18 protein-coding genes and 2 tRNA genes are annotated in these 21,145 nt (G+C 56.4%); 12 read left to right on the top strand and 8 right to left on the bottom strand.

The annotated features are described in order from the left end of the window. Positions 1-28: 28 nt before the first annotated feature. Positions 29-391, bottom strand: a complete 363-nt coding sequence (locus N879_RS20695) for a hypothetical protein (RefSeq protein ID WP_009457623.1) — start codon at positions 389-391, stop codon at positions 29-31. A 375-nt stretch (positions 392-766) separates the two neighbouring features. On the opposite strand from N879_RS20695, the gene N879_RS20205 reads away from it, so the two are divergent. Continuing rightward, positions 767-970 carry a hypothetical protein gene (locus tag N879_RS20205; RefSeq protein ID WP_082453702.1) on the top strand — a complete coding sequence of 68 codons (204 nt, stop codon included), beginning with the start codon at positions 767-769 and terminating at the stop codon, positions 968-970. On the opposite strand, the gene N879_RS17790 is transcribed toward N879_RS20205, so the two are convergent. From N879_RS17790 to N879_RS17795, 3 genes are all read right to left on the bottom strand, one after another. Further along, positions 949-1,025, bottom strand: a tRNA-Met gene (locus N879_RS17790). The two genes, N879_RS20205 and N879_RS17790, sit on opposite strands and share 22 nt — an antisense overlap. Before the next feature lie 523 nt (positions 1,026-1,548). Next, the gene (locus N879_RS20595; RefSeq protein ID WP_161808943.1) at positions 1,549-1,722 is read right to left on the bottom strand and encodes a hypothetical protein; all 174 of its coding nucleotides are present in this window, start codon (positions 1,720-1,722) and stop codon (positions 1,549-1,551) included. Between the two features lie 134 nt (positions 1,723-1,856). Next, positions 1,857-1,933, bottom strand: a tRNA-Met gene (locus tag N879_RS17795). A 132-nt stretch (positions 1,934-2,065) separates the two neighbouring features. On the opposite strand from N879_RS17795, the gene scpB reads away from it, so the two are divergent. The 10 genes from scpB (at position 2,066) to N879_RS17845 (ending at position 15,316) form a co-directional block, all read left to right on the top strand. Next, positions 2,066-3,025, top strand: coding sequence for an SMC-Scp complex subunit ScpB (gene scpB / locus N879_RS20215; protein ID WP_235484337.1), 960 nt, complete (start codon positions 2,066-2,068; stop codon positions 3,023-3,025). Positions 3,026-3,027: 2 nt separating this feature from the next. Continuing rightward, positions 3,028-4,845 carry a 23S rRNA pseudouridine(2605) synthase RluB gene (gene rluB, locus N879_RS17805; protein WP_009457608.1) on the top strand — a complete coding sequence of 606 codons (1,818 nt, stop codon included), beginning with the start codon at positions 3,028-3,030 and terminating at the stop codon, positions 4,843-4,845. Positions 4,846-5,168: 323 nt separating this feature from the next. Then, positions 5,169-5,660 (top strand): ribosome maturation factor RimP, encoded by a 492-nt coding sequence (rimP, locus tag N879_RS17810; protein WP_009457607.1) that lies wholly within the window; start codon positions 5,169-5,171, stop codon positions 5,658-5,660. Next, on the top strand, positions 5,657-7,141 hold the full coding sequence (gene nusA / locus N879_RS17815) for a transcription termination factor NusA (protein ID WP_009457606.1): 1,485 nt from the start codon (positions 5,657-5,659) through the stop codon (positions 7,139-7,141). Before rimP ends, nusA begins: the two co-directional genes overlap by 4 nt. A 67-nt stretch (positions 7,142-7,208) precedes the next feature. Next, positions 7,209-10,265, top strand: a complete 3,057-nt coding sequence (gene infB, locus N879_RS17820) for a translation initiation factor IF-2 (RefSeq protein WP_009457605.1) — start codon at positions 7,209-7,211, stop codon at positions 10,263-10,265. Between the two features lie 3 nt (positions 10,266-10,268). Next, the gene (rbfA, locus tag N879_RS17825) at positions 10,269-10,682 is read left to right on the top strand and encodes a 30S ribosome-binding factor RbfA (RefSeq protein ID WP_009457603.1); all 414 of its coding nucleotides are present in this window, start codon (positions 10,269-10,271) and stop codon (positions 10,680-10,682) included. 33 nt (positions 10,683-10,715) lie between these two features. Next, entirely contained in the window at positions 10,716-11,468 is a 753-nt protein-coding gene (gene truB / locus N879_RS17830; protein ID WP_022983561.1) for a tRNA pseudouridine(55) synthase TruB, read from the top strand. A gap of 3 nt (positions 11,469-11,471) precedes the next feature. After that, entirely contained in the window at positions 11,472-13,289 is a 1,818-nt protein-coding gene (gene typA, locus N879_RS17835; RefSeq protein WP_009457601.1) for a translational GTPase TypA, read from the top strand. Positions 13,290-13,652: 363 nt separating this feature from the next. Further along, entirely contained in the window at positions 13,653-14,843 is a 1,191-nt protein-coding gene (locus N879_RS17840; protein WP_022983562.1) for an NAD(P)/FAD-dependent oxidoreductase, read from the top strand. Between the two features lie 14 nt (positions 14,844-14,857). Further along, complete coding sequence (locus tag N879_RS17845; protein ID WP_009457599.1) at positions 14,858-15,316, top strand: DUF1641 domain-containing protein; 459 nt, start codon at positions 14,858-14,860, stop codon at positions 15,314-15,316. A gap of 84 nt (positions 15,317-15,400) precedes the next feature. On the opposite strand, the gene hisM is transcribed toward N879_RS17845, so the two are convergent. The 4 genes from hisM to N879_RS17865 all read right to left on the bottom strand — a co-directional run bounded on the left by hisM (position 15,401) and on the right by N879_RS17865 (position 18,373). Beyond that, complete coding sequence (hisM, locus tag N879_RS17850; protein ID WP_022983563.1) at positions 15,401-16,102, bottom strand: histidine ABC transporter permease HisM; 702 nt, start codon at positions 16,100-16,102, stop codon at positions 15,401-15,403. Continuing rightward, positions 16,102-16,791 carry an ABC transporter permease gene (locus N879_RS17855; protein ID WP_009457595.1) on the bottom strand — a complete coding sequence of 230 codons (690 nt, stop codon included), beginning with the start codon at positions 16,789-16,791 and terminating at the stop codon, positions 16,102-16,104. The genes hisM and N879_RS17855 overlap by 1 nt, the downstream gene beginning before the upstream one ends. Positions 16,792-16,807: 16 nt before the next feature. After that, the gene (locus tag N879_RS17860; protein WP_009457593.1) at positions 16,808-17,602 is read right to left on the bottom strand and encodes an ABC transporter substrate-binding protein; all 795 of its coding nucleotides are present in this window, start codon (positions 17,600-17,602) and stop codon (positions 16,808-16,810) included. A gap of 102 nt (positions 17,603-17,704) precedes the next feature. After that, complete coding sequence (locus N879_RS17865; protein ID WP_009457591.1) at positions 17,705-18,373, bottom strand: TIGR00730 family Rossman fold protein; 669 nt, start codon at positions 18,371-18,373, stop codon at positions 17,705-17,707. Between N879_RS17865 and polA the strand changes: the two genes are divergently transcribed. Further along, positions 18,372-21,089, top strand: a complete 2,718-nt coding sequence (polA, locus tag N879_RS17870) for a DNA polymerase I (RefSeq protein ID WP_009457588.1) — start codon at positions 18,372-18,374, stop codon at positions 21,087-21,089. The two genes, N879_RS17865 and polA, sit on opposite strands and share 2 nt — an antisense overlap. Positions 21,090-21,145 lie beyond the last annotated feature (56 nt).

Raw genomic sequence — 21,145 nt, forward strand, 5'->3', positions numbered from 1 at the left:
AGAAGCATGTCTTTTTGGGGAGAGGGGATTACTGCTCGAAGCCGCTGCGTTCGGCGGAAATGGCGCTGCAGCTGCCTTGATCTTTCTCGCCTACCATGCGGCGATCACGGATGATGGTGCCGCTTGCCAGGTCAATCTCCCAGGCAATCGCGCCTTCATTCAAGCTGGCTTTGTTGTCGGCAAAGGTGCCTCGTTCCATTCTTTCGCTGCCCGAAGCAGGAACGTACACCCCAAAGGTGCCGGCCTCTTGATCCAGGGCGAAATTGAAGACCTGGGGCTTGCCAGAGGGGTCGGCAAACTCGCAAGTCAAATAGGTGGTGGCGGCAAAGGAGCTGGTGCTGGCCATCAGCAAGGCCAGGGTGGCACCTACGGTCGCTGGTACTCGTTTCATGTCTTGATCCTTTAGTCGGCTGTCTCCAGCCAGTTCCGGTTGTTTTTGATTGACTGCGGAAAAAGTACGACTGGTCCCGGGATCACGCAGGCATGCGCTTGCTCCAGAGCTGGAGAAGGGGCGACCTGGCTTTCATAAGGGATTTCGTCTTTCTTGAAACTCAGCTTGGCTGTGGATCGTGCACGTGCAGCGTTGGCGGCACCCACGGGATGCCACTGTGTTCACGCACAGATAAGCTGATTGACGGGTTTTGAAGCACGATTAGAGGGGCTGGAGCTGACTTGTTATTCTGTGTTCTGGTCATGCTCAAGCTGGCTAATCACCCGCACGGGAAGGTTTATCGCACGGTGAGACTGCGGCCGTCAAGAAAATTTCGTGCTTGAAGTAGATGGGGGCGTACTAGCGGGGTGGGAGTTACTGCAGGAAGAGGGCTTGTCTTGGGTTCGCCTTGTTTATTGTTTTGACGAAGCCGGACTATTTAAAAATAACAGGCATAAAAAAAACCGGAATAAATCCGGTTTTTTTAAATTTATCTGCAAGAAGCTGATAAATGAATTTGGTTGCGGGGGCAGGATTTGAACCTACGACCTTCGGGTTATGAGCCCGACGAGCTACCATGCTGCTCCACCCCGCGTCAGAAAAGTAACTATAACATAGTTTTTGATTATGTACATAGTGTGGCGTGTTTATTTCATCAATATTTGGCGATTGCCGCTGGAAGGGGCATAAAGGCTGGATAAAACGATCCTCAATTTTCTTGCGTCTTGCTGGTCGCAATGGTGTAATACGAACTGTGCTTACAGGTTCAGCCGGACTGGCATTTCAAAAAGTTCAAACGCGCAAGCGGCTTCCTGTATAGCGACCAGTTCTTGATGGCTGGCATCTGGCTTTGATAGCAGTCGGCTCCCCTACTAGGCGGGATGTCCCGGCAAAACGAATTTCTCTGTTTCTGGCTTTGCTTCAGGTTTAGGCAATCGATAAGCCCTGCGGTGGTCTGTTGGTGCCTTGATGTTGGCATTTGACAATGTAGACCTGTCGCCCCGATCAGTTATTGCCCCAAACGTTGTTGTGCTGTTTTCGCGTTCCGCCAATCCGGAGCGCCAATTCAAATCCAGTCCGATAGGGCTTGCGGACATACTCATCATCAGCATGTGTGCTTACACAACATTTTTAATTGCTTTTAAAGCGGCTGTTTCTGGTTTGAGCCAGGGCGGCGGGCTTGCGTGCGCTTCCGGCCCGATGCAAAAAGGCCCGATGATGGCGACGATGGTGATTCGGATGCGTGCTGCGGCTGCTGCGGTGGCCTTTGCTTGGGCTGGGGTTGTTGCCATAGCGCTGATGGCTGGCCTGCGTGTTCTGACTGTGGGCTGCGCCGCGCGCAAGATTGCAGATCAAAACAGCGGGCAACAAAAAAGCCAGCACAAATTGGCTGGCTTGTTTGATTCCGCTAAGCAGTTCCGGGTGATGGTTGCGGGGGCAGGATTTGAACCTACGACCTTCGGGTTATGAGCCCGACGAGCTACCATGCTGCTCCACCCCGCGCCGGAAAAGATAAATACTAACATGGAATTTTTGCTTTATGCAAGTATCGCCAGAAAGTGAGGCTTCCCAGCAGTGACTGAAAGTGAAATAATCCGAGTCCTGGAGACGGCTTTGCTGTGTGCACAGCAGCCCATGAACAGCGCCGAGTTGCGCAAAATGTTTGTCTCCCCGCCGCTGAGCGCGGATGATCTGCGCCGTTATCTGGCTATCTTGCAATTGGATTGGAAGGAGCGTGGCCTGGAATTGGTTCAGGTTGCCTCGGGTTGGCGCTTTCAAAGTCGCCCGGCCATGCAAGTGTTTTTGTCCCGTCTTAGTCTGGAGCGCGCGCCCAAGTATTCGCGGGCCGTGCTGGAAACCTTGGCGATTATTGCTTGGCGGCAACCTGTTACCCGTGGGGATATTGAGGACATACGTGGTGTGAGCGTATCGACTCAAATTGTGCGTACCCTGGAGGATCGGGGCTGGATTGAAGTGCTGGGCTATCGTGATGCGCCCGGACGTCCGGCATTGCTGGGAACGACCCGTCAGTTTCTGAATGATCTGGGTCTGCGCTCTTTGGATGAGTTGCCTTCGGTTGAAACTCTGGACTCCCTGGATGCCTTGGCTTCCTTGCCAAACGGGCAAGCAGCTGCGTCGGCTGATCAGGAGCAGAACAAAGAATTGGATCAAGAACGGGATCAGCAACAGGATCAACAGCAAGATCAACAGCAGGGCGGGGATCATCAGGATCAGAGCCAGGAGCAAGCGGCAGAGCAGGGTGCAGAGCAAGAGTCTGCATCTGTGGCAGGGCAGCAAACTGGTTCCGAAGCAGGGCAAGAAATAGAACTAGAAGCAGAGCAAGACGCTGCTTTGGAAGTGAGCATGGAGCCGCTACAGGCCTCTGTTGCTCAGCTTGAGCTGGAGTCCGAACTGGATTCCGAGCCAGGCAGTCAGGACGATTTGCTTGAGGCGGTTTCAGAAGCGGAGCTGCCACAAACCGAACAAGCTGAAGTGAATACGACACCGGACCCCGTGGATGAGGCCCAGGCTGCGGCTGGCCTATCGGATATACAGGTACCGGACGAAATAAAAAACTCTGGAGTAAATGATTAAAAATGACTGATTCGCACGAGACGAACACAGCCTCCATGTCGGACGCCTCTGGCGCGGCCGACCCCAAGAATCCCCGCGCGAAGGGCCAGGGGCGCAAGCTGCGCACGCCGTTTCGCCGCCGTCGTGGCGATGCCACGCAAGAGTCGGCTCCCCGCCAGAATGAAGAGGTCCAGGCGGCCGCTCCTGGTGAGGCCAAGGCCCGCCCAGCTCGCCCACAAAACAATCGACGCAAACCTGCGGCTGCCGGTCGTCGTCCAGATACACGCGGTGGCGCCAACAAGCGACCAGGCAACACCCAGGCCGTTCGTTACTCCAACCCTGCTGACGACGCTCCGGTTGTGATTCTGGATGGTGATGATGACATCGCATTCAGCCATCTGGACAAGCAAAGTCGTTTGTCGCAGCGCCTGGGTAAATACATGGGCAGCGACTTGGTGCAGCCTAAATTGCACAAGGTGCTGGCTGAAGCCGGTATCGGCTCGCGCCGCGATATGGAAGAACTGATCGTTGCAGGTCGTGTCTCCGTGAATGGCGAACCTGCCCATATCGGTCAGCGTGTCAGTGCCGATGACAAGGTGCGTATCAATGGTCAACTGATCAATCGTGCCAACACCAAGCGTCCTCCGCGCGTGATTCTGTATCACAAGCCGGCTGGCGAAATTGTCACGCACGACGATCCCGAAGGCCGTGCCACCGTGTTTGGTCGCCTGCCTTCCCTGAAAGTGGGCAAGTGGTTGTCGGTCGGTCGACTGGATTTGAATACCGAGGGTTTGCTGATCTTCACGACATCGGGTGATATTGCCAACCGCATGATGCATCCGCGCTACGGTGCCGAGCGTGAATATGCTGTACGTGTTCTGGGTGAGCTGAGCGAAGAGCAAATGCAATCCATGCGCGATGGCGTGCAGTTGGAAGACGGTGTGGCCAAGTTCGGCATGATCGAATTTTTGGGTGGCGAAGGCAGCAACCGTTGGTATCGCGTCACTATTCATGAAGGCCGTAACCGTGAAGTGCGCCGTATGTTTGAAGCGATGGGTGTGACGGTCAGCCGTCTGATTCGCACTCGTTTTGGGGATGTGGGTCTGCCTAAAAATCTGCGCCGTGGCCGTTGGGAAGAATTGGATGCTGATGTGGTGATGGCATTCATGCTGCGCCTGGGGCTGGTGAAAGAGTCGGATGACGAAGGCACCCACCAGCGTCGCGAACGTCAACCTCTGTCCCACGACAGCGCTTTGCCTCCCGGTTTCGGTACGCTGGAGCATAACGGTCTGAGTGGTGCTCGCATGGGGCGTGGTGGTCGTGTGGCAGGTCGCGGTCGCTCCTCAAATAATGTGCGTGTAAACGAATCCGTCAGCGGTGCCTTGTTCATTAGCGGTGGTCTGGCCAATGGCCATCCTGATGGTGGTCGTCGTGAACACGGTGGTCAAGGGCGTGGTGCTCCACGTAGCGGTCAGGGTGTACGTGGTGGCCAGCAACGCGGTCGCTCGGCGGAAGGGCGTTCTTCGGAAGGACGCGCGCATGAAGGTCGCGGTCGCGAGGGGCGTTCGCAGGAAGGTGCGCGTGTGCACAATGGCCGCCGTCCAGTGCGTGGCGATCAGGCGCGCGGTGAGCAGGCCCGTGGTGGTCACGCTCGCGGGGCACAGGAAGGACGTGCGCCTTCGGCCCGTCGCGGCGCGTCCGATCGTGCCGGTGCCGGGCAAACGCCCAGGGCCCCTGTGAAGAAAACAACGGTGGTGCGCCGTGTCAGCCGTCGTGATGACGACTGGCAGCCAGCCAGCTCGGCAGCCCATGAATCCCACTTGGGACGCGGGCGCCGGTAAAGCCAAGTCGCACGGACTTTGAGTTTGTGGCCCGAACCCTGCGGTTTGGGCCTGTAAGGCCGTGTGAATGCACGTATTTTCCGGTTTTCTGGTAGAATATAGAACTTGGCTCAGAGACGTTTGTGTCGGCTGGGTCTTTTTTGATGCTGCGCGCCAGCGAATAGGGCGGTCTTTCAAGGCAAAGACCGCGTAGATCATCCGGTTCGGTTGCGCCTGCAACTATCCCGATTTGACGTTGGCAATGCGCAAGACCAGGGCCCGCTTGATTCTCAAGCGTGCATGGTGACCATGGGCTGGCGTACAGCCCATTTTTTTTGGATTTTATGGCAGACATTCTAGCTTTGGCACAAGAGACCCTGGCGGGTACCGAGTACGAACTGGTGGACGTGGAGCGTGCGCCGCTAGGCTTGTTACGCATCGTCATCGATCACCCGGAAGGGGTGCGTATCGAACACTGTGAATGGGTGTCTAAACAATTATCACGCGTTTTCGAAGTGGAAAACGTGGATTACAAGCGCATGGAAGTGGCCTCGCCGGGGATAGATCGCCCCTTGTTGCGTATTGGCGATTACGTGCGCTTTGCGGGCAGTCGGGTGCAGGTGCGCCTGCACGAGGCGCTCGACAATCGGAAAGTGTTTGTGGGTACGCTCCACGCTCCTGAAGGGGCGCTACCGGCTAGTGTTCCGCTGGATACCGTTTTTAGGCTGGAACTGGACGAAGCATCGGGCAAGCTGACGCAGGTCGAATTCACCTATGACCAGGTGGATCGTGCCAAATTGGATCCCGTTCTTGATTTCAAGGGTAAGAAGCGATGAGTCGCGAAATTCTATTGCTGGTCGATGCGCTGGCGCGTGAAAAATCCGTAGCGCGTGATGTCGTGTTCAGCGCGCTCGAGAGCGCCTTGGCCTCGGCCATGAAAAAGCGCTTCAAGGAAGATGTCGATATCCGTGTGGAAATCGACAGGGAAACCGGCGCCCACGAAGGCTTCCGGCGCTGGCTGGTCGTGCCCGACGAGGCCGGTCTGCAAGAGCCCGACAAGCAGGAGATGCTGTCGGACGCCCAGGAGATCGATCCCGAGCTGCAAGTGGACGATTACATCGAAGAGCCACTCGAGCCTATCGAGTTTGGCCGTATCGGTGCCCAGGCTGCCAAGCAGGCCATCCTGCAAAAAATCCGTGATGCCGAGCGCGAGCAAGTGCTCAACGACTTCCTGGAGCGTGGTGAGACCATCGTTTCCGGTACGGTCAAGCGCATGGACAAGGGCGATGCCATTATCGAAATGGGCAAGATCGAAGCACGTTTGCCTCGTTCGGAAATGATCCCCAAGGAAAATATCCGCGTGGGCGACCGTGTCCGCGCCTGGGTACAGAAGGTGGACTACGCAGCACGTGGCCAGCAGGTCATCTTGTCGCGTACAGCACCTGAATTCATTAAAGAACTGTTCGAGAACGAAGTACCCGAGATCGAACAGGGCCTGCTGGAAATCAAGGCCGCTGCCCGTGATGCGGGTGTGCGCGCCAAGATCGCTGTTATTGCTTACGACAAGCGTATCGATCCTATCGGTACTTGTGTGGGCATGCGAGGTTCGCGCGTTACTGCGGTGCGTAACGAACTGGGCGGCGAGCAGGTCGATATCGTGTTGTGGGCCGATGATCCGGCCGAATTCGTGATCGGTGCTCTGGCACCGGCACACGTCGAATCCATTCTGGTGGACGAAGACAAGCACGCCATGGATGTGGTGGTAGACGAAGAAAACCTGCCCAAGGCGATTGGTTCGCGTGGTCAGAACGTGCGTCTGGCATCGGAATTGACGGGCTGGCAGATCAACATCATGACACCGGAAGAAAGCCGCAACCGTCAGGACGAAGAGCGCGAAGAATTGCGTGCTACCTTCATGTCCCGTCTGGATGTGGACGAAGCCGTGGCCGATATTCTGATCGACGAAGGGTTTACCGGTCTGGAAGAAATCGCTTATGTGCCTCTGCAGGAATTGCAGGACATCGAAGCCTTTGACGAAGAAACTGTCAACGAGCTGCGTGCCCGCGCCCGCAACGCGCTGCTGAGCGAGGCCATCGCCAAGGAAGAATTGGTACAGACCGCGGTCAAGGAACTGGCAGGAGTCGAGGGCATGACGCCTGAGCTGATCGCCGTACTGGCCGAAAACGAGATTACAACGCTGGATGAACTGGCGGAACTGGCAACGGACGAACTGTCCGAGATGACCGGCCTGGCGCAAGATGCGGCCAGCGAACTGATCATGCGTGCCCGTGCCCACTGGTTTGACGACGAGGCCTGATATGTCTAGCTAGGTCCCGCGCGTTGTATTCATTAAGAATAGTTGTAGTAAAGCAAGAGAGAGTCGAATGTCGAGTAACACTGTCGCCCAGTTCGCTCAAGAACTGAAAATGCCTGCGAATGTTCTGCTGGAGCAGTTGCGTAGCGCAGGTATTGAGCTCAAATCAGTTGATGACGCCATCACTGATTCGGATAAGGCGAAGCTGCTTGAATCGTTGCGCCGCTCGCACGGCAGTCAGGAAGGCAACAAGATCACCCTGACTCGCCGTCAAACATCGGAGATCCGTCAGGATGACGGATCGGGTCGCTCCCGCACGATTCAGGTGGAAACACGCAAAAAACGCGTGTTTGTAAAGCGTGATCCCTCCGAGCTGGTGGCAGAAGCCAATGCGGCATTGGCACAGGAAAATGCAAAGGAGCAAGCTGCTCAGGCCCAGGCGGCCAGTCAGGAAAAGCCGGCTGTTGAACAGGCGCCTGCCGCGCCTGTCAGCAAGCCTGTAGATCCTGTGGCAGCAACTCCTGAAGCTCCTGTGAAAGAGCAAGCCCCTGTCGAGTCCAAGCCTGAGCCCAAGCCAGAGCCTGAACCCGAAGTGGTCGCTGCTCCCGAGCCGACTCCTGTTGCCGAGCCTGCGCCCGAACCTGCTGCTCCTGCACAGCCCGTTGAGGCTGCTCAGGAAGATACAAAGAAACCCGAGCCTCAGCCTCAGGAACAAGCACCTGCTGCAACGGAGCCATCCGAAGCTGCGGCAGCGCCTGTTCAGGAAAAGGCCGAATCGGCTCCCTCTCCTACGGCCCAAGAAAAGCCCGTGGAACCTACTAAATCTGTAAACGACGCCCGTCAAGCTAACTCTGTGAATAAAAATCAGCACCCTCAAGGGACTAAAACGCCCACTTCGACTGGAAAACCTCGGGATATGGCTGCTACTGGTCAGCGCCGTGCAGTGCGTGGCCCGGTGATTCCTCCTGTTGCCGCCGATGTGGAGCAAGACCAGGATCGTGATCGCGCCCGTAAGGCCGCAGAGGCCGAAGCCGCTGCGTTGCGCGATATGTTGAACCGTCCTCGTAAGGTCTTGCGTGCTCCCGAGCCAGAGGCTGATAGCAAGGCAGGTGCCAAGGGCGCTCAGAAGAAAGACGCCAAAGGCTCCAAGACCGAGAAGGCCCCGGGCAAACCCGTCAAGACTGACAGCACCCCTGGCTGGACCAGCGATGCCAGCCGCAAGAAGCAGCCTTCCAAGGCTGATGTGGCTTCCGCCGGTGCCGGTGGTGGTCGTGAAGGCTGGAAAGCCAATGCCAAGGCAGGTCGTGGCAAGGGTGGTCGTGGTGGCCGCAACGCTCAGGCCGAGCGCCGTGAACCGCAAGTGGCAGAATTCATTGCCCGTGAAGTGCACGTGCCGGAAACCATTTCGGTCAGCGATCTGGCTCACCGGATGGCCGTCAAGGCTGCCGAGGTGATCAAGCACCTGATGAAGCTGGGTCAGATGGTTACCATCAACCAGGTTCTGGATCAGGAAACAGCCATGATTCTGGTCGAAGAGCTGGGTCACAAGGCGATTGCTGCCAAGCTGGACGATCCTGAAGCCTTCCTGGTCGATACCGATGCTCAGAACGACGCCGAACTGAAGCCCCGTGCTCCAGTGGTAACTGTCATGGGTCACGTTGACCACGGTAAGACTTCGCTGCTGGACTACATCCGTCGCGCCAAGATCGCCTCGGGCGAGGCCGGTGGTATTACCCAGCACATCGGTGCGTACAACGTCAAGACAGAACGCGGCACGGCTACGTTCCTGGACACTCCCGGTCACGAAGCCTTTACAGCCATGCGTGCCCGCGGTACCAAAGCCACTGACGTGGTGATTCTGGTGGTGGCCTCCGATGACGGTGTGATGCCCCAGACCCGTGAAGCCATTCACCACGCTCGCGCCGCTGGCGTGCCGCTGGTGGTGGCGATCAACAAGATTGATAAACCTGAAGCTAATCCAGAGCGCGTCAAGCAGGAACTGGTAGCCGAAGAAGTGGTGCCTGAAGAATACGGTGGCGATGTGCCCTTTATTCCTGTGTCGGCCAAAACCGGCCAAGGCATCGACGAATTGCTGGAAAACGTGCTGCTGCAGGCCGAAATGCTGGAGTTGAAGGCTCCGGTTGACGCACCTGCCAAGGGTACGGTTATTGAAGCCCGTCTGGACAAGGGCCGCGGTCCTGTGGCCACCATCCTGGTTCAAAGCGGTACCTTGAACCGTGGTGACAGCGTGCTGGTCGGCGCCTCCTTCGGTCGCGTTCGCGCCATGCTGAACGAAACCGGCAAGTCGCTGAATTCGGCTGGTCCGTCGATTCCTGTAGAAATCCAGGGTCTGACTGAAGTGCCCGCTGCGGGTGATGAACTGGTTGTGATGGCTGACGAACGTAAAGCTCGTGAGATCGCGCTGTTCCGTCAAGGCAAGTTCCGTGATGTGAAACTGTCGCGTCAACAGGCCGCCAAGCTGGAGTCCATGTTCGACAATCTGGGCGAAGGCATGCAAACCCTGTCGCTCATCATCAAGACCGACGTTCAGGGCTCGCAAGAAGCGCTGGTACAGTCGCTGGTCAAGCTGTCTACCGACGAAGTGCGTGTGGTGGTTGTACACGCCGCCGTGGGTGGCATCTCCGAGAGCGACGTCAACCTGGCGATTGCTTCCAACGCGGTAGTGATCGGCTTTAACGTCCGTGCCGAGCAAAGCGCCAAGAAACTGGCTGAAGCCAACGGCATTGATCTGCGTTACTACAACATCATTTACGATGCGGTTGACGAGGTCAAAGCAGCCCTGTCCGGCATGCTGGCTCCCGAGCAGCGCGAAGAAGTCATCGGTATGGTTGAAATCCGCGAAGTCTACAACGTGTCGCGTATTGGTAATATCGCCGGTTGTATGGTTACCGAAGGCGTGGTCCGTCGCGATTCGCAAGTTCGCTTGCTGCGCAACAACGTCGTGCACTGGAGTGGCTACCTGGATTCCCTGCGCCGCTTCAAGGACGACGTCAAGGAAGTGCGTTCCGGCTTCGATTGCGGTATCACGCTGCGTGGCAACAACGACATCCAAGTGGGCGACCAGCTTGAGATCTTCGAGATCAAAGAGATCGCCCGGACACTGTAATTTATGGCACGACACAAGTCCAAACCAAACCCGGGGCGCAACCTGCGCCTGGCCGACCAGATCCAGAAGGATCTGGCGGTCCTGATCCAGCGCGAGATCGACATGACCCGCGCTGGTCTGATTACCTTGACCGGCGTGGAGCTGTCTCCAGACTACGCACACGCCAAAGTGTATTACTCGGTGCTGGGCGCCGAGCCTGAAGTCGCTCAGGCGGCTTTGACCGAGAAGGCCGGTTGGTTGCACTCGCTGTTGTTCAAGCTGCTGCACATCCACACGGTTCCTACTCTGCATTTTCATCACGACCGACAGTTGGAACGCGGCATGGAGCTCTCCAAGCTCATCGACAGCGCCAACCAGGCCGATAGCGAATTGACTGGCTCTGCTTCCAAATCGGACGAGCCAGACGAACAGCCCTGACGCGGCTGTTGTTTCTTCACGGATTGACACACGATGGCTACGCGAAAACGCGGGCAGTTGATTGATGGTGTGCTGCTACTGGACAAGTCCGACGGAATGTCCAGCAACCACGCTTTGCAGCGTGCCCGCCGCACTCTGGATGCCCGCAAAGCTGGCCATACTGGAACCCTGGACCCGTTTGCAACGGGCCTGCTGGTTTGCTGTTTTGGCCGGGCTACCAAGATTTCCGCCACGATGCTGGAAGCAGACAAAGCCTATGAAGCTACCTTGCAGTTTGGGCAGGAAACCGATTCAGGTGACTTGACCGGCAATGTGGTGTCCCAGGCTCCGGCAGATTTTGCCGGTGTCACCCTCGAGGCGCTGGAGGCAGTTCTACCTGCTTTCCGAGGACCCATTACCCAGGTGCCGCCCATGTATTCCGCGCTCAAGCGCGATGGCAAGCCCCTGTATGAATATGCCCGTCAGGGTATAGAGCTGGAACGTGAGGCACGACATCTCGTGATTCACGATTTGCAGGTGCAAGACTTTACGCCGCAATCGGCGCGTTTGTTTGTACGTTGCAGCAAGGGAACCTATATCCGGACCCTGGCGCAAGACATTGGACGTGCTCTGGGGTGTTTTGCCCATCTGACGGCCTTGCGCCGGACAGAATTAGGACCTTTTCATATCGACGACGCCTACACCCTGGACGGGTTGCAGGCGATGGAAGACCCGATGTCGGCCTTGCTGGCCATCGAGAGCTTGCCTACCGAGATTTTGCCCAAAAAACTTCAATCAGAAGGATGAGTTATGAGACGCGCATTGCGCAATGTGGCCATTATTGCCCACGTTGACCACGGGAAGACCACCCTGGTCGATCAATTGTTGAGACAGGCAGGTACGTTCCGTGACAACGAACATATCTCCGAACGTGTCATGGACTCGGGCGATATCGAGAAAGAACGCGGTATTACCATTCTGGCGAAGAACTGTGCCGTTGAATACGAAGGCACCCACATCAACATTATCGACACCCCCGGTCACGCTGACTTTGGTGGTGAGGTCGAACGCGTGCTGTCCATGGTTGACGGCGTGTTGTTGCTGGTGGATGCGGTTGAAGGCCCCATGCCTCAAACCCGCTTTGTGACTCGCAAAGCTCTGGAGCTGGGTCTGCGTCCGATTGTGGTGGTCAACAAGGTTGACCGTCCCGGCGCTCGTCCTGACTTCGCGATCAACGCCACGTTCGACTTGTTCGACAAACTGGGCGCGACCGACGAACAGCTGGATTTCCCCATCATTTACGCATCGGGTCTGTCGGGCTACGCCGGTTTGACCGAAGACGTGCGTGAAGGCGATATGCGTCCTTTGTTCGACGCTATCCTGGAGCATGTGCCCCAGCGTGAGGACGACGTCAACGCACCGTTGCAGTTGCAGATCTGTTCGCTGGACTACAGCTCCTACGTGGGCAAGATCGGTGTAGGCCGTGTGAACCGTGGCCGCGTGCGCGCTGCCCAGGACGTGGTCGTGAAATTTGGTCCTGATGGCGAAGTCATCAAAGGCCGTATCAATCAGGTTCTGAAGTTCAAGGGCCTGGAGCGTGTATCGGTAGATGAAGCTGAAGCCGGCGACATCGTGCTGATCAACGGTATTGAAGAGCTGGGCATTGGTTGCACGGTGACCGATCCTGCTCACCAGGAAGCTCTGCCTTTGCTGCGCATTGACGAGCCTACGCTGACCATGAACTTCATGGTGAACACCTCGCCTCTGGCAGGCCGTGAAGGCAAGTTCGTGACCAGCCGTCAGTTGCGTGATCGCCTGGACCGTGAATTGAAGTCCAACGTGGCTTTGCGTGTTAACGAAACCGACGACGACACCGTATTTGAAGTGTGCGGTCGCGGTGAGTTGCACCTGACCATTCTGATCGAAAACATGCGTCGCGAGGGCTATGAAATGGCCGTGTCGCGTCCACGCGTGCTGATTCGTGAAGAGAACGGCGTCAAGATGGAGCCCTACGAGCAGCTGACCGTGGACGTCGAAGACGGCCACCAAGGCGGCGTAATGGAAGAGCTGGGTCGCCGTCGTGGTGACTTGCAGGATATGGTTGCTGACGGCCGTGGTCGTACACGTCTGGAGTACCGTATTCCCGCCCGTGGCCTGATCGGTTTCCAGGGCGAGTTCATGACGCTGACACGCGGTACCGGCTTGATGAGCCACACCTTTGACGAGTTCCGCCCCATGCGCGAAGGCACGGTTGGCGAGCGTCGTAACGGCGTGCTGATCAGCCAGGACGACGGTGATGCCGTGGCCTACGCCTTGTGGAAGCTGCAGGATCGTGGTCGCATGTTCGTGTCCCCGGGTGATGCCCTGTACGAAGGCATGATCATCGGTATTCACAGCCGCGACAACGACCTGGTGGTTAACCCCATCAAGGAAAAGAAACTGACCAACGTGCGTGCTTCCGGCAAGGACGAGCACATTGATCTGGTTCCACCTATTCGTCTGACTCTTGAATACGCCGTGGATTTCCTGGATGACGACGAGCTGGTTGAAGTGACTCCCAAGTCCATTCGCCTGCGCAAGCGTTACCTGAAAGAACACGAGCGCCGTCGCAGCCAACGCGAAAGTTAATTTTTCGGGTTTAGCGATAAGAGAAAACGCCTGCTTGATGCAGGCGTTTTTTTTGTCTTACTATGGTTGGCGTCAGCCGGATTTAGAACGCGGTATTAAAAAGCTGGGGTGTATGCATAAGCACCCCAGCTTGATTTTTAAATTCAAGAAAGGGTGTGGGATAAATAAAATTGATTAAGTGGCTTATTGAGTCTGATGGGTTGCTTTAATTTCTGCTTAATACCTGCTTGATACAAACTGGCTGGACGCATTACCAAGCTCGCTTTGCAAAGTCTCAGTTGTAGCTGGGCATCTTCTTGTTTTTGAAAAGATTTTTTCATTGCAAGAGCCGGTGCGCAGTTTCCCCCATTAAGGAGAATACTGATGGTGCAGCATATTGTGATTGTAGGTGGTGGTATTGGCGGTACGATGACCGCCAATCATTTAGTGACCAAGCTATACCCGGAAATTCGCTCTGGTAAAGTCCGCATTACCATGCTGTCCAACTCTCCCTGGCATTATTACAAACCCGCTTTTATGTACGTGGCTTTTGATGCTTTTTTCAGGGACGAGTTGCGACGTCCGCAAATTTCACTTTTGCGCCCCGAAATTGATTTTCAGCTAGAGGAAGTCAGTGGTTTTGACTTCAAGGCCAGCCGCCTGCATTGCACCAGTGGCAAGAAGATTGATTACGACTACCTGGTGCTGTCTACGGGCTGCGTGCCCTCTCCGGAAAAAATTGAAGGTTTGAAAGAGGGCGGTGATCACTTCTATCAGCATGCTCCTGCGCGTCAACTGGCTGACCGCCTGAGCAAGTTGGAAAAAGGCCGCGTACTGGTAACGGTCACCTTCCCCAAAACCCATAACGTCCCTCACCAGTGCGGTATTGCACCGGTAGAAACAACCTTGATGCTGGACGAGTACCTGCGTCGTCGTGGTGTACGCGACAAGGTGGAGATTGCTTATACCTATCCCACGACCTCCCAGCTTTTGCGTAATTGTCTGTTCATGCAGAACGAGGTTTGTCAGGTCTTGCCGCCCATTTTTGAGGATCGTGACATCAAGCATCAACGCGGTTTCACCCTGAGCCGTGTAGACCCTGAACGCAAGATTGCCTATTCCGAAGAAGGCGCAGAAGAGCCGTTCGACCTCCTGATGGCGACTCCTCCCATTACGGCGGTGCCTGCTGTACGTGACTCGGGGATTTCTCAAGCCGCCGACAACGAGGGCTGGGTCCCCACCGATCACCAAACCATGAAGGTGCTGGGGCTGGACAATGTATACGTGTTGGGTGACACGGTGGACCTGCCTATCAGTAAAGCGGGTGGCTCCTGCCATAACCAATCGCCCGTAGTGGTCAACAACCTGGCCTCAGAGTTGCGATTTGGGCGCACCAGCGACGAATACGATGGCCGGGTGGTGGCGGTAGCCCAAATGGGTCTGGAGGGCGGTATGCCCCTCTGGTACGACTACAAGGAGGATGTGCATCCTACGCCGCCCACCAAACTGGGTGGACTGCTGCGCAAGGGTTTTAACCGGGGTATTTACTGGGCCGTGGCCCGTGGCTTGGTCTAATTCAGGAGAGACAGATGAATTCGGTATCGGATAAATCCTTGAATCCCGGTGATGCGGGCGCTGCTCAGAAGTCCCCTTCCGCCCTGGAAAGCCTGCTTGGAGAGGATCCGGGCATCAAGGGCCTGGATGAACTGATCGGCAAGATCGAACCTTTGCTGGCCGGTGGTCGTTTGAATCGGGTGGTGGATGCGGTGTCCCTGCTGGCCGATCTGGTCGATATGAGCGACGACTATATGCTTGAAAAGCTCATGAAGGGCTTTGAGGAGGGTGTAGGGGCTGCCTGGTCGGTTGGAAACGCCGCACGTATGGCTGCGGACCAGGTGAGAGCTACGGAGACCACCCCGACCCTGATGGGGCTTATACGCCTGGCTAAGGAGCCGGAAGTGCGACGTGGCCTGACGTTCTTTCTGATGATGGCCGGTGTGATGGGGCGTCAGATGCGTTATCAGAACCTGGACCATATGGGGGATTGATACGGTAGCTGTATCGCTAAAGAAAAAAGGGCGGCTTGTGAAAGCGGCCCTTTTTTCTTGTTCAGCACCTCAGCACCTCAGCGTTCAGTGATTCAAAAATGCCATTTGGCGCTTTTCCACGATACGGAAAATGCCCACCAGAATGAAGGACACGCACAGGTAAATCAGTGCAGCAATCCCGTAGGAGGTGAAGGTTTGATAGGTGGCCGCATTGGCGTCACGAGCAATCTTGAGCAGATCCGGGACGGTGGCTGTAAAGGCCAGCGAGGTGGCATGCAGCATCAGCACCACTTCATTGCTGTAAGCAGGCAGCACACGGCGCAGGGCTTGCGGCAGAATCACGCGGCGGTACAAGGTCCAGCCGGACATGCCATACGCACGGGCCGACTCGACTTCACCGGGAGGCATGGAGCGGATGGCTCCGGCAAAAATCTCGGTGGTGTAGCCAACAGTGTTCAAGGTCAGTGCCAGAATCATGCAATTGAAGCCGCTCATGAAGAAGGCTTCCAATGCAGGCACGGATTTGACGATGGCCAGCTTGTACATGGCGGTGTAGATCAAAAGGATCTGCACGTACAAGGGAGTGCCACGGAAAAAGTAGGTGAAGGCACCAATAGGGCGCGATAGCCAGGCCTTGCCCGAGACACGGCCAATGGCCATGAAAATCGACAGGAAAAAGCCGATGGCAACCGAGATCACCAGCAGCCAAAGTGTCATGGCCAGACCCGAGAGCTGACCATTGCTTTGGTACAGATAGGCGCGCCAGAATTCGTTCAGAACATCCATTAGAACTGTGCTCCTTTCACGCCAATGTTGTAGCGTCGCTCCAGGTAGCCCAGTCCAATATTGCTGACGGCGGTCAGGCCCAGATAGATCAGGGCAGTGATGCCCACAAAGAGGAAGGAGTTGAAGGTTGCGTTACCGGCATTTTGCGCAATCTTGACCACATCGCTCAGGCCGATCAGGGACACCAGCGCGGTGGATTTGAGCAGGATTTGCCAGTTATTGCCCAGTCCGGGCAGGGCGTAGCGCATCATCTGAGGAATCTGGATGCGATGCAGAACTTGCCAGGCGCTCCAGCCACAGGCTTTGCCCGCTTCCATCTGGCCCTTGGGGATGGCCATCAGGGCGCCGCGGAAGGTTTCGGCAAAGTAAGCACCATAAATAAAGCCCAGCGTGACCACACCGGCTCCGAAGGGATCGATCTCGATCATGTCCCATTCCAGCCAGTCAGTCAGTTCGTTCAACCAGATTTGCAAGCTGAAAAAGAACAACATCAAAAGCACCAGATCCGGGACGCCCCGGATCAAGGTGGTGTACAAACCGCCCACCCATCGCAGCAGCGAGGTGCGGGACAGTTTCATCAGGGCAGCGACCAGACCCAGCACCAGGGAAACCAGCAGCGAGAGCACGGCCAGTTTGATGGTTTCCCAGGTGCCGACCAGCAACTGCGGCCCATAACCGTAAAGCAACATGGTTCAGGTATCCAGGTCAGGGCGCGATGCGAATGTTTTCTTTTTGGAAGTATTTGTCGGCAAAGGTCTGCATGGTGCCATCGGCCTTCATTTCACGCAGAACTTCATCAACAGTTTTCTTGAGTTTCTTGTTGCCCTTGCGAATACCCATGGCGATAGGTTCGTTCAGGATAGGGCTGTCGTCCACGGTGCTGCCAGTCAGCTCAAAGTCGGCACCGGCAGGCTTGGTCAAAAAGCCTTCAACGGCGTTCTGGGCTTCCTGGAAGGTGGCGTCCACGCGGCCACCGGCCAGGTCATTGAAGGCGTCGGTGTAGCTGGGGTAAGCCACGATGGTGACACCGTTGTTGGCCCAGTTCTGGCGCGCATAGGTTTCCATGGTGGTGCCTTGCTGCACACCGACACGCTTGCCTTTCAGGGATTCGGCGGTGGGCTCCAGACCGCTGCCTTTGCGGGCGGCCAGGCGAACCGGCACGATATACATGGGCTCGCTAAAGTCGATCACCTTGGCGCGTGCCTCGGTGGCGGTCATGGTGGAGTTGGCCAGATCGAATTTGCGGGCTTGCAGGCCGGGGATCAAGCTGTCAAAGGACTGATCGATCCACACGCACTTGGCTTGCAGGCGCTTACAGATTTCGTTGCCGATGTCGATGTCAAAGCCTTGCAGCTCGCCACTGGGGTCCAGAAACTCGAAGGGGGGATAACCCGCTTCAGTGGCAAAACGGATTTCGGACGGCCCGGCTGCATGGGCAGCAGCGGGCACCAAGGCACTGCAAAAAGCCACCATCAGGAGGCGGGCAAGCATTTTGTTCATGTGGAGGACTCCGGCAAATATCGACTAGCTTGTGGCATTCAATACAAATTCGGCCCTGCTGATGGAGGGCCGAAGAAAGACTGCAAATTTAACCCGTACGCCTTACTGGGGCAATGCGGGTTCCGCCCTAGGCAGTACGCAGCACTGGTTGATGTAGCCCATGACCTCGTCCAGATCGTCGGTCAGGACCAGCAAATTCAGGTCTTTCGGACCAATCAGACCCATCTCCATCAATTGGTCACCAATCCATTCGATCAGGCCGGACCAAAAGGAAGTGCCGATCAGTACAATGGGTGCGGGTGGGACTTTGCCTGTTTGAACCAGGGTCATGACTTCAAACAGCTCGTCCAGGGTACCGAAACCGCCAGGCAGGGCAATGTAGGCCCAGCTGTGCATGAAAAAGGTGGCCTTGCGCGAGTAGAAGTACTCGAACTGCAGACTTTGTGTCTGGTAAGGGTTGTTGGTGGTTTCGTGAGGCAAGCGTATATTCAGGCCAATACTTTGCCCGCCTGCTTCGTACGCGCCTTTATTGGCGGCTTCCATCAGGCCAGGGCCACCGCCAGCAATCAGGGTGACGCCCGCTTCGGCCAGACGACGGCCCAGTTCCTGGGCCAGTTCGTAGTAAGGATGACCGGGTTTGATGCGTGCGCTGCCGAAAACACTAACGCCAGCACCCATTTCTTTTAATGTATCGACCGCAGTTTGCAGCTCCTTCATGATGGTAGGAATCTGCTCAGAGGCCGGTAAACGGACGATTTTATTGTTAGACATGAAAAAAACCTTGTTGCTCGTTGATGGTTCCAGCTATCTGTACCGAGCGTACCATGCGATGCCCGATCTGCGAAACGCGCAAGGCCAGCCCACAGGCGCCTTGTACGGGGTCATCAATATGCTGCGCCGTCTGCTACAGGATTATCAAGCGGACTATATGGTATGCGTATTTGATGCCAAAGGCCGCACATTCCGGGACGATCTGTACGATCAATACAAGGCTAACCGGCCCTCCATGCCCGAAGATATGGCGGTGCAAATAGAGCCTATTCATAAAGCGGTACGCGCCATGGGCTGGCATCTGATTTGTCAGCCTGGCGTAGAGGCCGACGATATCATCGGCACGCTTTCCCGTCTGGCGGCAGAAAATGGCATCGAGACCGTGGTGTCTACCGGGGACAAGGACCTGGCCCAACTGGTCAATGAGCATGTGCAGCTGGTCAACACCATGAGTAACGAAAAGCTGGATGTAGAAGGCGTTACCAGCAAGTATGGGGTACGCCCAGATCAGATTATCGATTATTTGATGCTGATTGGCGACACCTCGGACAATATTCCCGGCGTTCCCAAGGTGGGGCCCAAGACGGCTGCCAAGTGGTTGGGCGAATATGGCAGTCTGGATGAATTGTTGCAGCATGCCGACAAAATCAAGGGGGTGGCCGGCCAGAATCTGCGCGACTTCAGTTCCAACTTTGAAATGACGCGCAAACTGGTCACCGTCAAACTTGATTGCGAAGTGCCTGGGTTTACGGGGGATTTCGAGGCGCTGGAGCCAGAGCCCCGCGACAACGCCGTGTTGCAGGATATCTACGAGACCTTCGGTTTCCGCAGCTGGTTGCGTGAATTGACGGATGATCCCAAACGCGTTCCCGCCCAGGATGCCCGTGTCGAGGCTGAAACACCTGCTGCGCCTGCCGAGCTGGATTACCAGACCGTCACGACGAAAGAACAACTACAGACCCTGCTAAGCCTGCTGGAAAAAGCCGAGCTGGTGGCCTTGGATACTGAAACCACCTCCCTGGACCCCTTGATAGCGCGTCTGGTGGGCCTGTCGGTGTCGGTCAAGGCGGGGCAGGCTTTTTATGTGCCGGTGGCTCATCGTGGCTCGCTGGATGTAGAACAGCTGGATAAAGACTATGTCTTGGAAACGCTGCGCCCCTGGTTGGAAAGCGCAGAGGCGGCCAAGGTTCTGCATAACGCCAAATACGATACCCATGTCCTGCTGAATGAAAAAGTCAGCCTGCGCGGTATTCGCGAGGACACCATGTTGCAGGCTTATGTTCTGCAATCGCACAAGCGTGTCAGCATGGAAGAGCTGGCCTTGCAATGGTTGGGTCTGAAAGGCGCCTCTTACGAGGATATTTGCGGCAAGGGTGCCAAGCAGATCAGCTTTGACGAGGTGGATATTCCTGTGGCCTCGCAATACGCTTGTGAAGACGCGGATTACACCTTGCGTCTGCATCAGTGCCTGCGCCCTCAAGTAGCCAGGGAAGAGGGGCTGGAGCGTATCTATTTGCTGGAAGTGCAGGCGTCAGACGTGCTGACCATTGTGGAGCGCAATGGCGTCAAGATTGATGTGCCTACTCTGGCGCGCCAAAGCCACGAGCTGGGCCAGAAAATGCTGGAACTGGAAAACAAGGCTTACGAACTGGCCGACCAACCTTTCAATATGAACTCCCCCAAGCAAGTGGGCGAGATTCTGTTCGGCAAGCTGGGTATTCCGGTGGTTCGTAAAACCGCCAGCGGTGCCCCCTCTACCGATGAGGATGTGCTGACCCGTTTGGCTCAGGATTACCCCTTGCCGCAGGTACTACTGGAATATCGTGGCCTGGCCAAGCTCAAGTCCACCTATACGGACAAATTGCCCAAAATGGTGAACCCGGACAGTGGCCGTGTGCATACCCGTTATGCACAGGCTGCCGTCATTACCGGACGTCTGGCTTCCTCCGATCCCAACTTGCAGAACATTCCTGTGCGTACCGCAGAAGGCCGCCGTGTTCGCGCCGCTTTCGTGTCTGAACTGGGCAAAGTGGTGTCGGCTGACTATTCCCAGATCGAATTGCGCGTCATGGCCCATGTATCGGGCGACGAGAATCTGCAGCAGGTGTTTGAGCAGGGTGGGGACGTGCACACGGCAACCGCTGCCGAGATCTTCGGTGTGGATGCCAAGGACGTCAGCTCGGACCAGCGTCGTGCGGCCAAGGCGATCAACTTTGGTCTGATCTACGGCATGGGCGAATTTGGTCTGGCCAGCAATCTGGGCATTACTCGTGATGCAGCCCGTGCCTATATTGATCGCTACTTCGCCCGCTATCCTGGCGTGGCCAGCTACATGACGCGCATCAAGGCGCAGGCGCATGAGCAGGGTTATGTGGAAACCGTGTTTGGTCGCCGTCTGTGGCTACCTGAACTGAAGGGCGCGAAAGGGCCACGCATGGCCGGTGCAGAGCGTGCCGCCATTAACGCGCCAATGCAGGGCACGTCGGCCGACCTGATCAAGATGGCCATGGTGGCTGTGCAGCGCTGGCTGGAAGAAAAAGGGCTGCGCACGCAGATGGTGATGCAGGTACATGACGAGCTGGTATTCGATGTACCCGAAGACGAGCTGGATGTTCTGCGTGAAAACCTGCCGGGCCTGATGTGCAATGTAGCCAAGCTGGATGTGCCGCTGGTGGCTGAAGTCGGCGTGGGTGATAACTGGGAACAGGCTCACTAAGGCTTCCTGGCAAGCTAAAGGAAAAGGCGACCTGATGGTCGCCTTTTTTTTAAGTA

This window comes from Alcaligenes sp. EGD-AK7 (assembly GCF_000465875.3).
In the GTDB taxonomy this organism is placed as follows: Bacteria; Pseudomonadota; Gammaproteobacteria; order Burkholderiales; family Burkholderiaceae_B; genus Alcaligenes; species Alcaligenes phenolicus.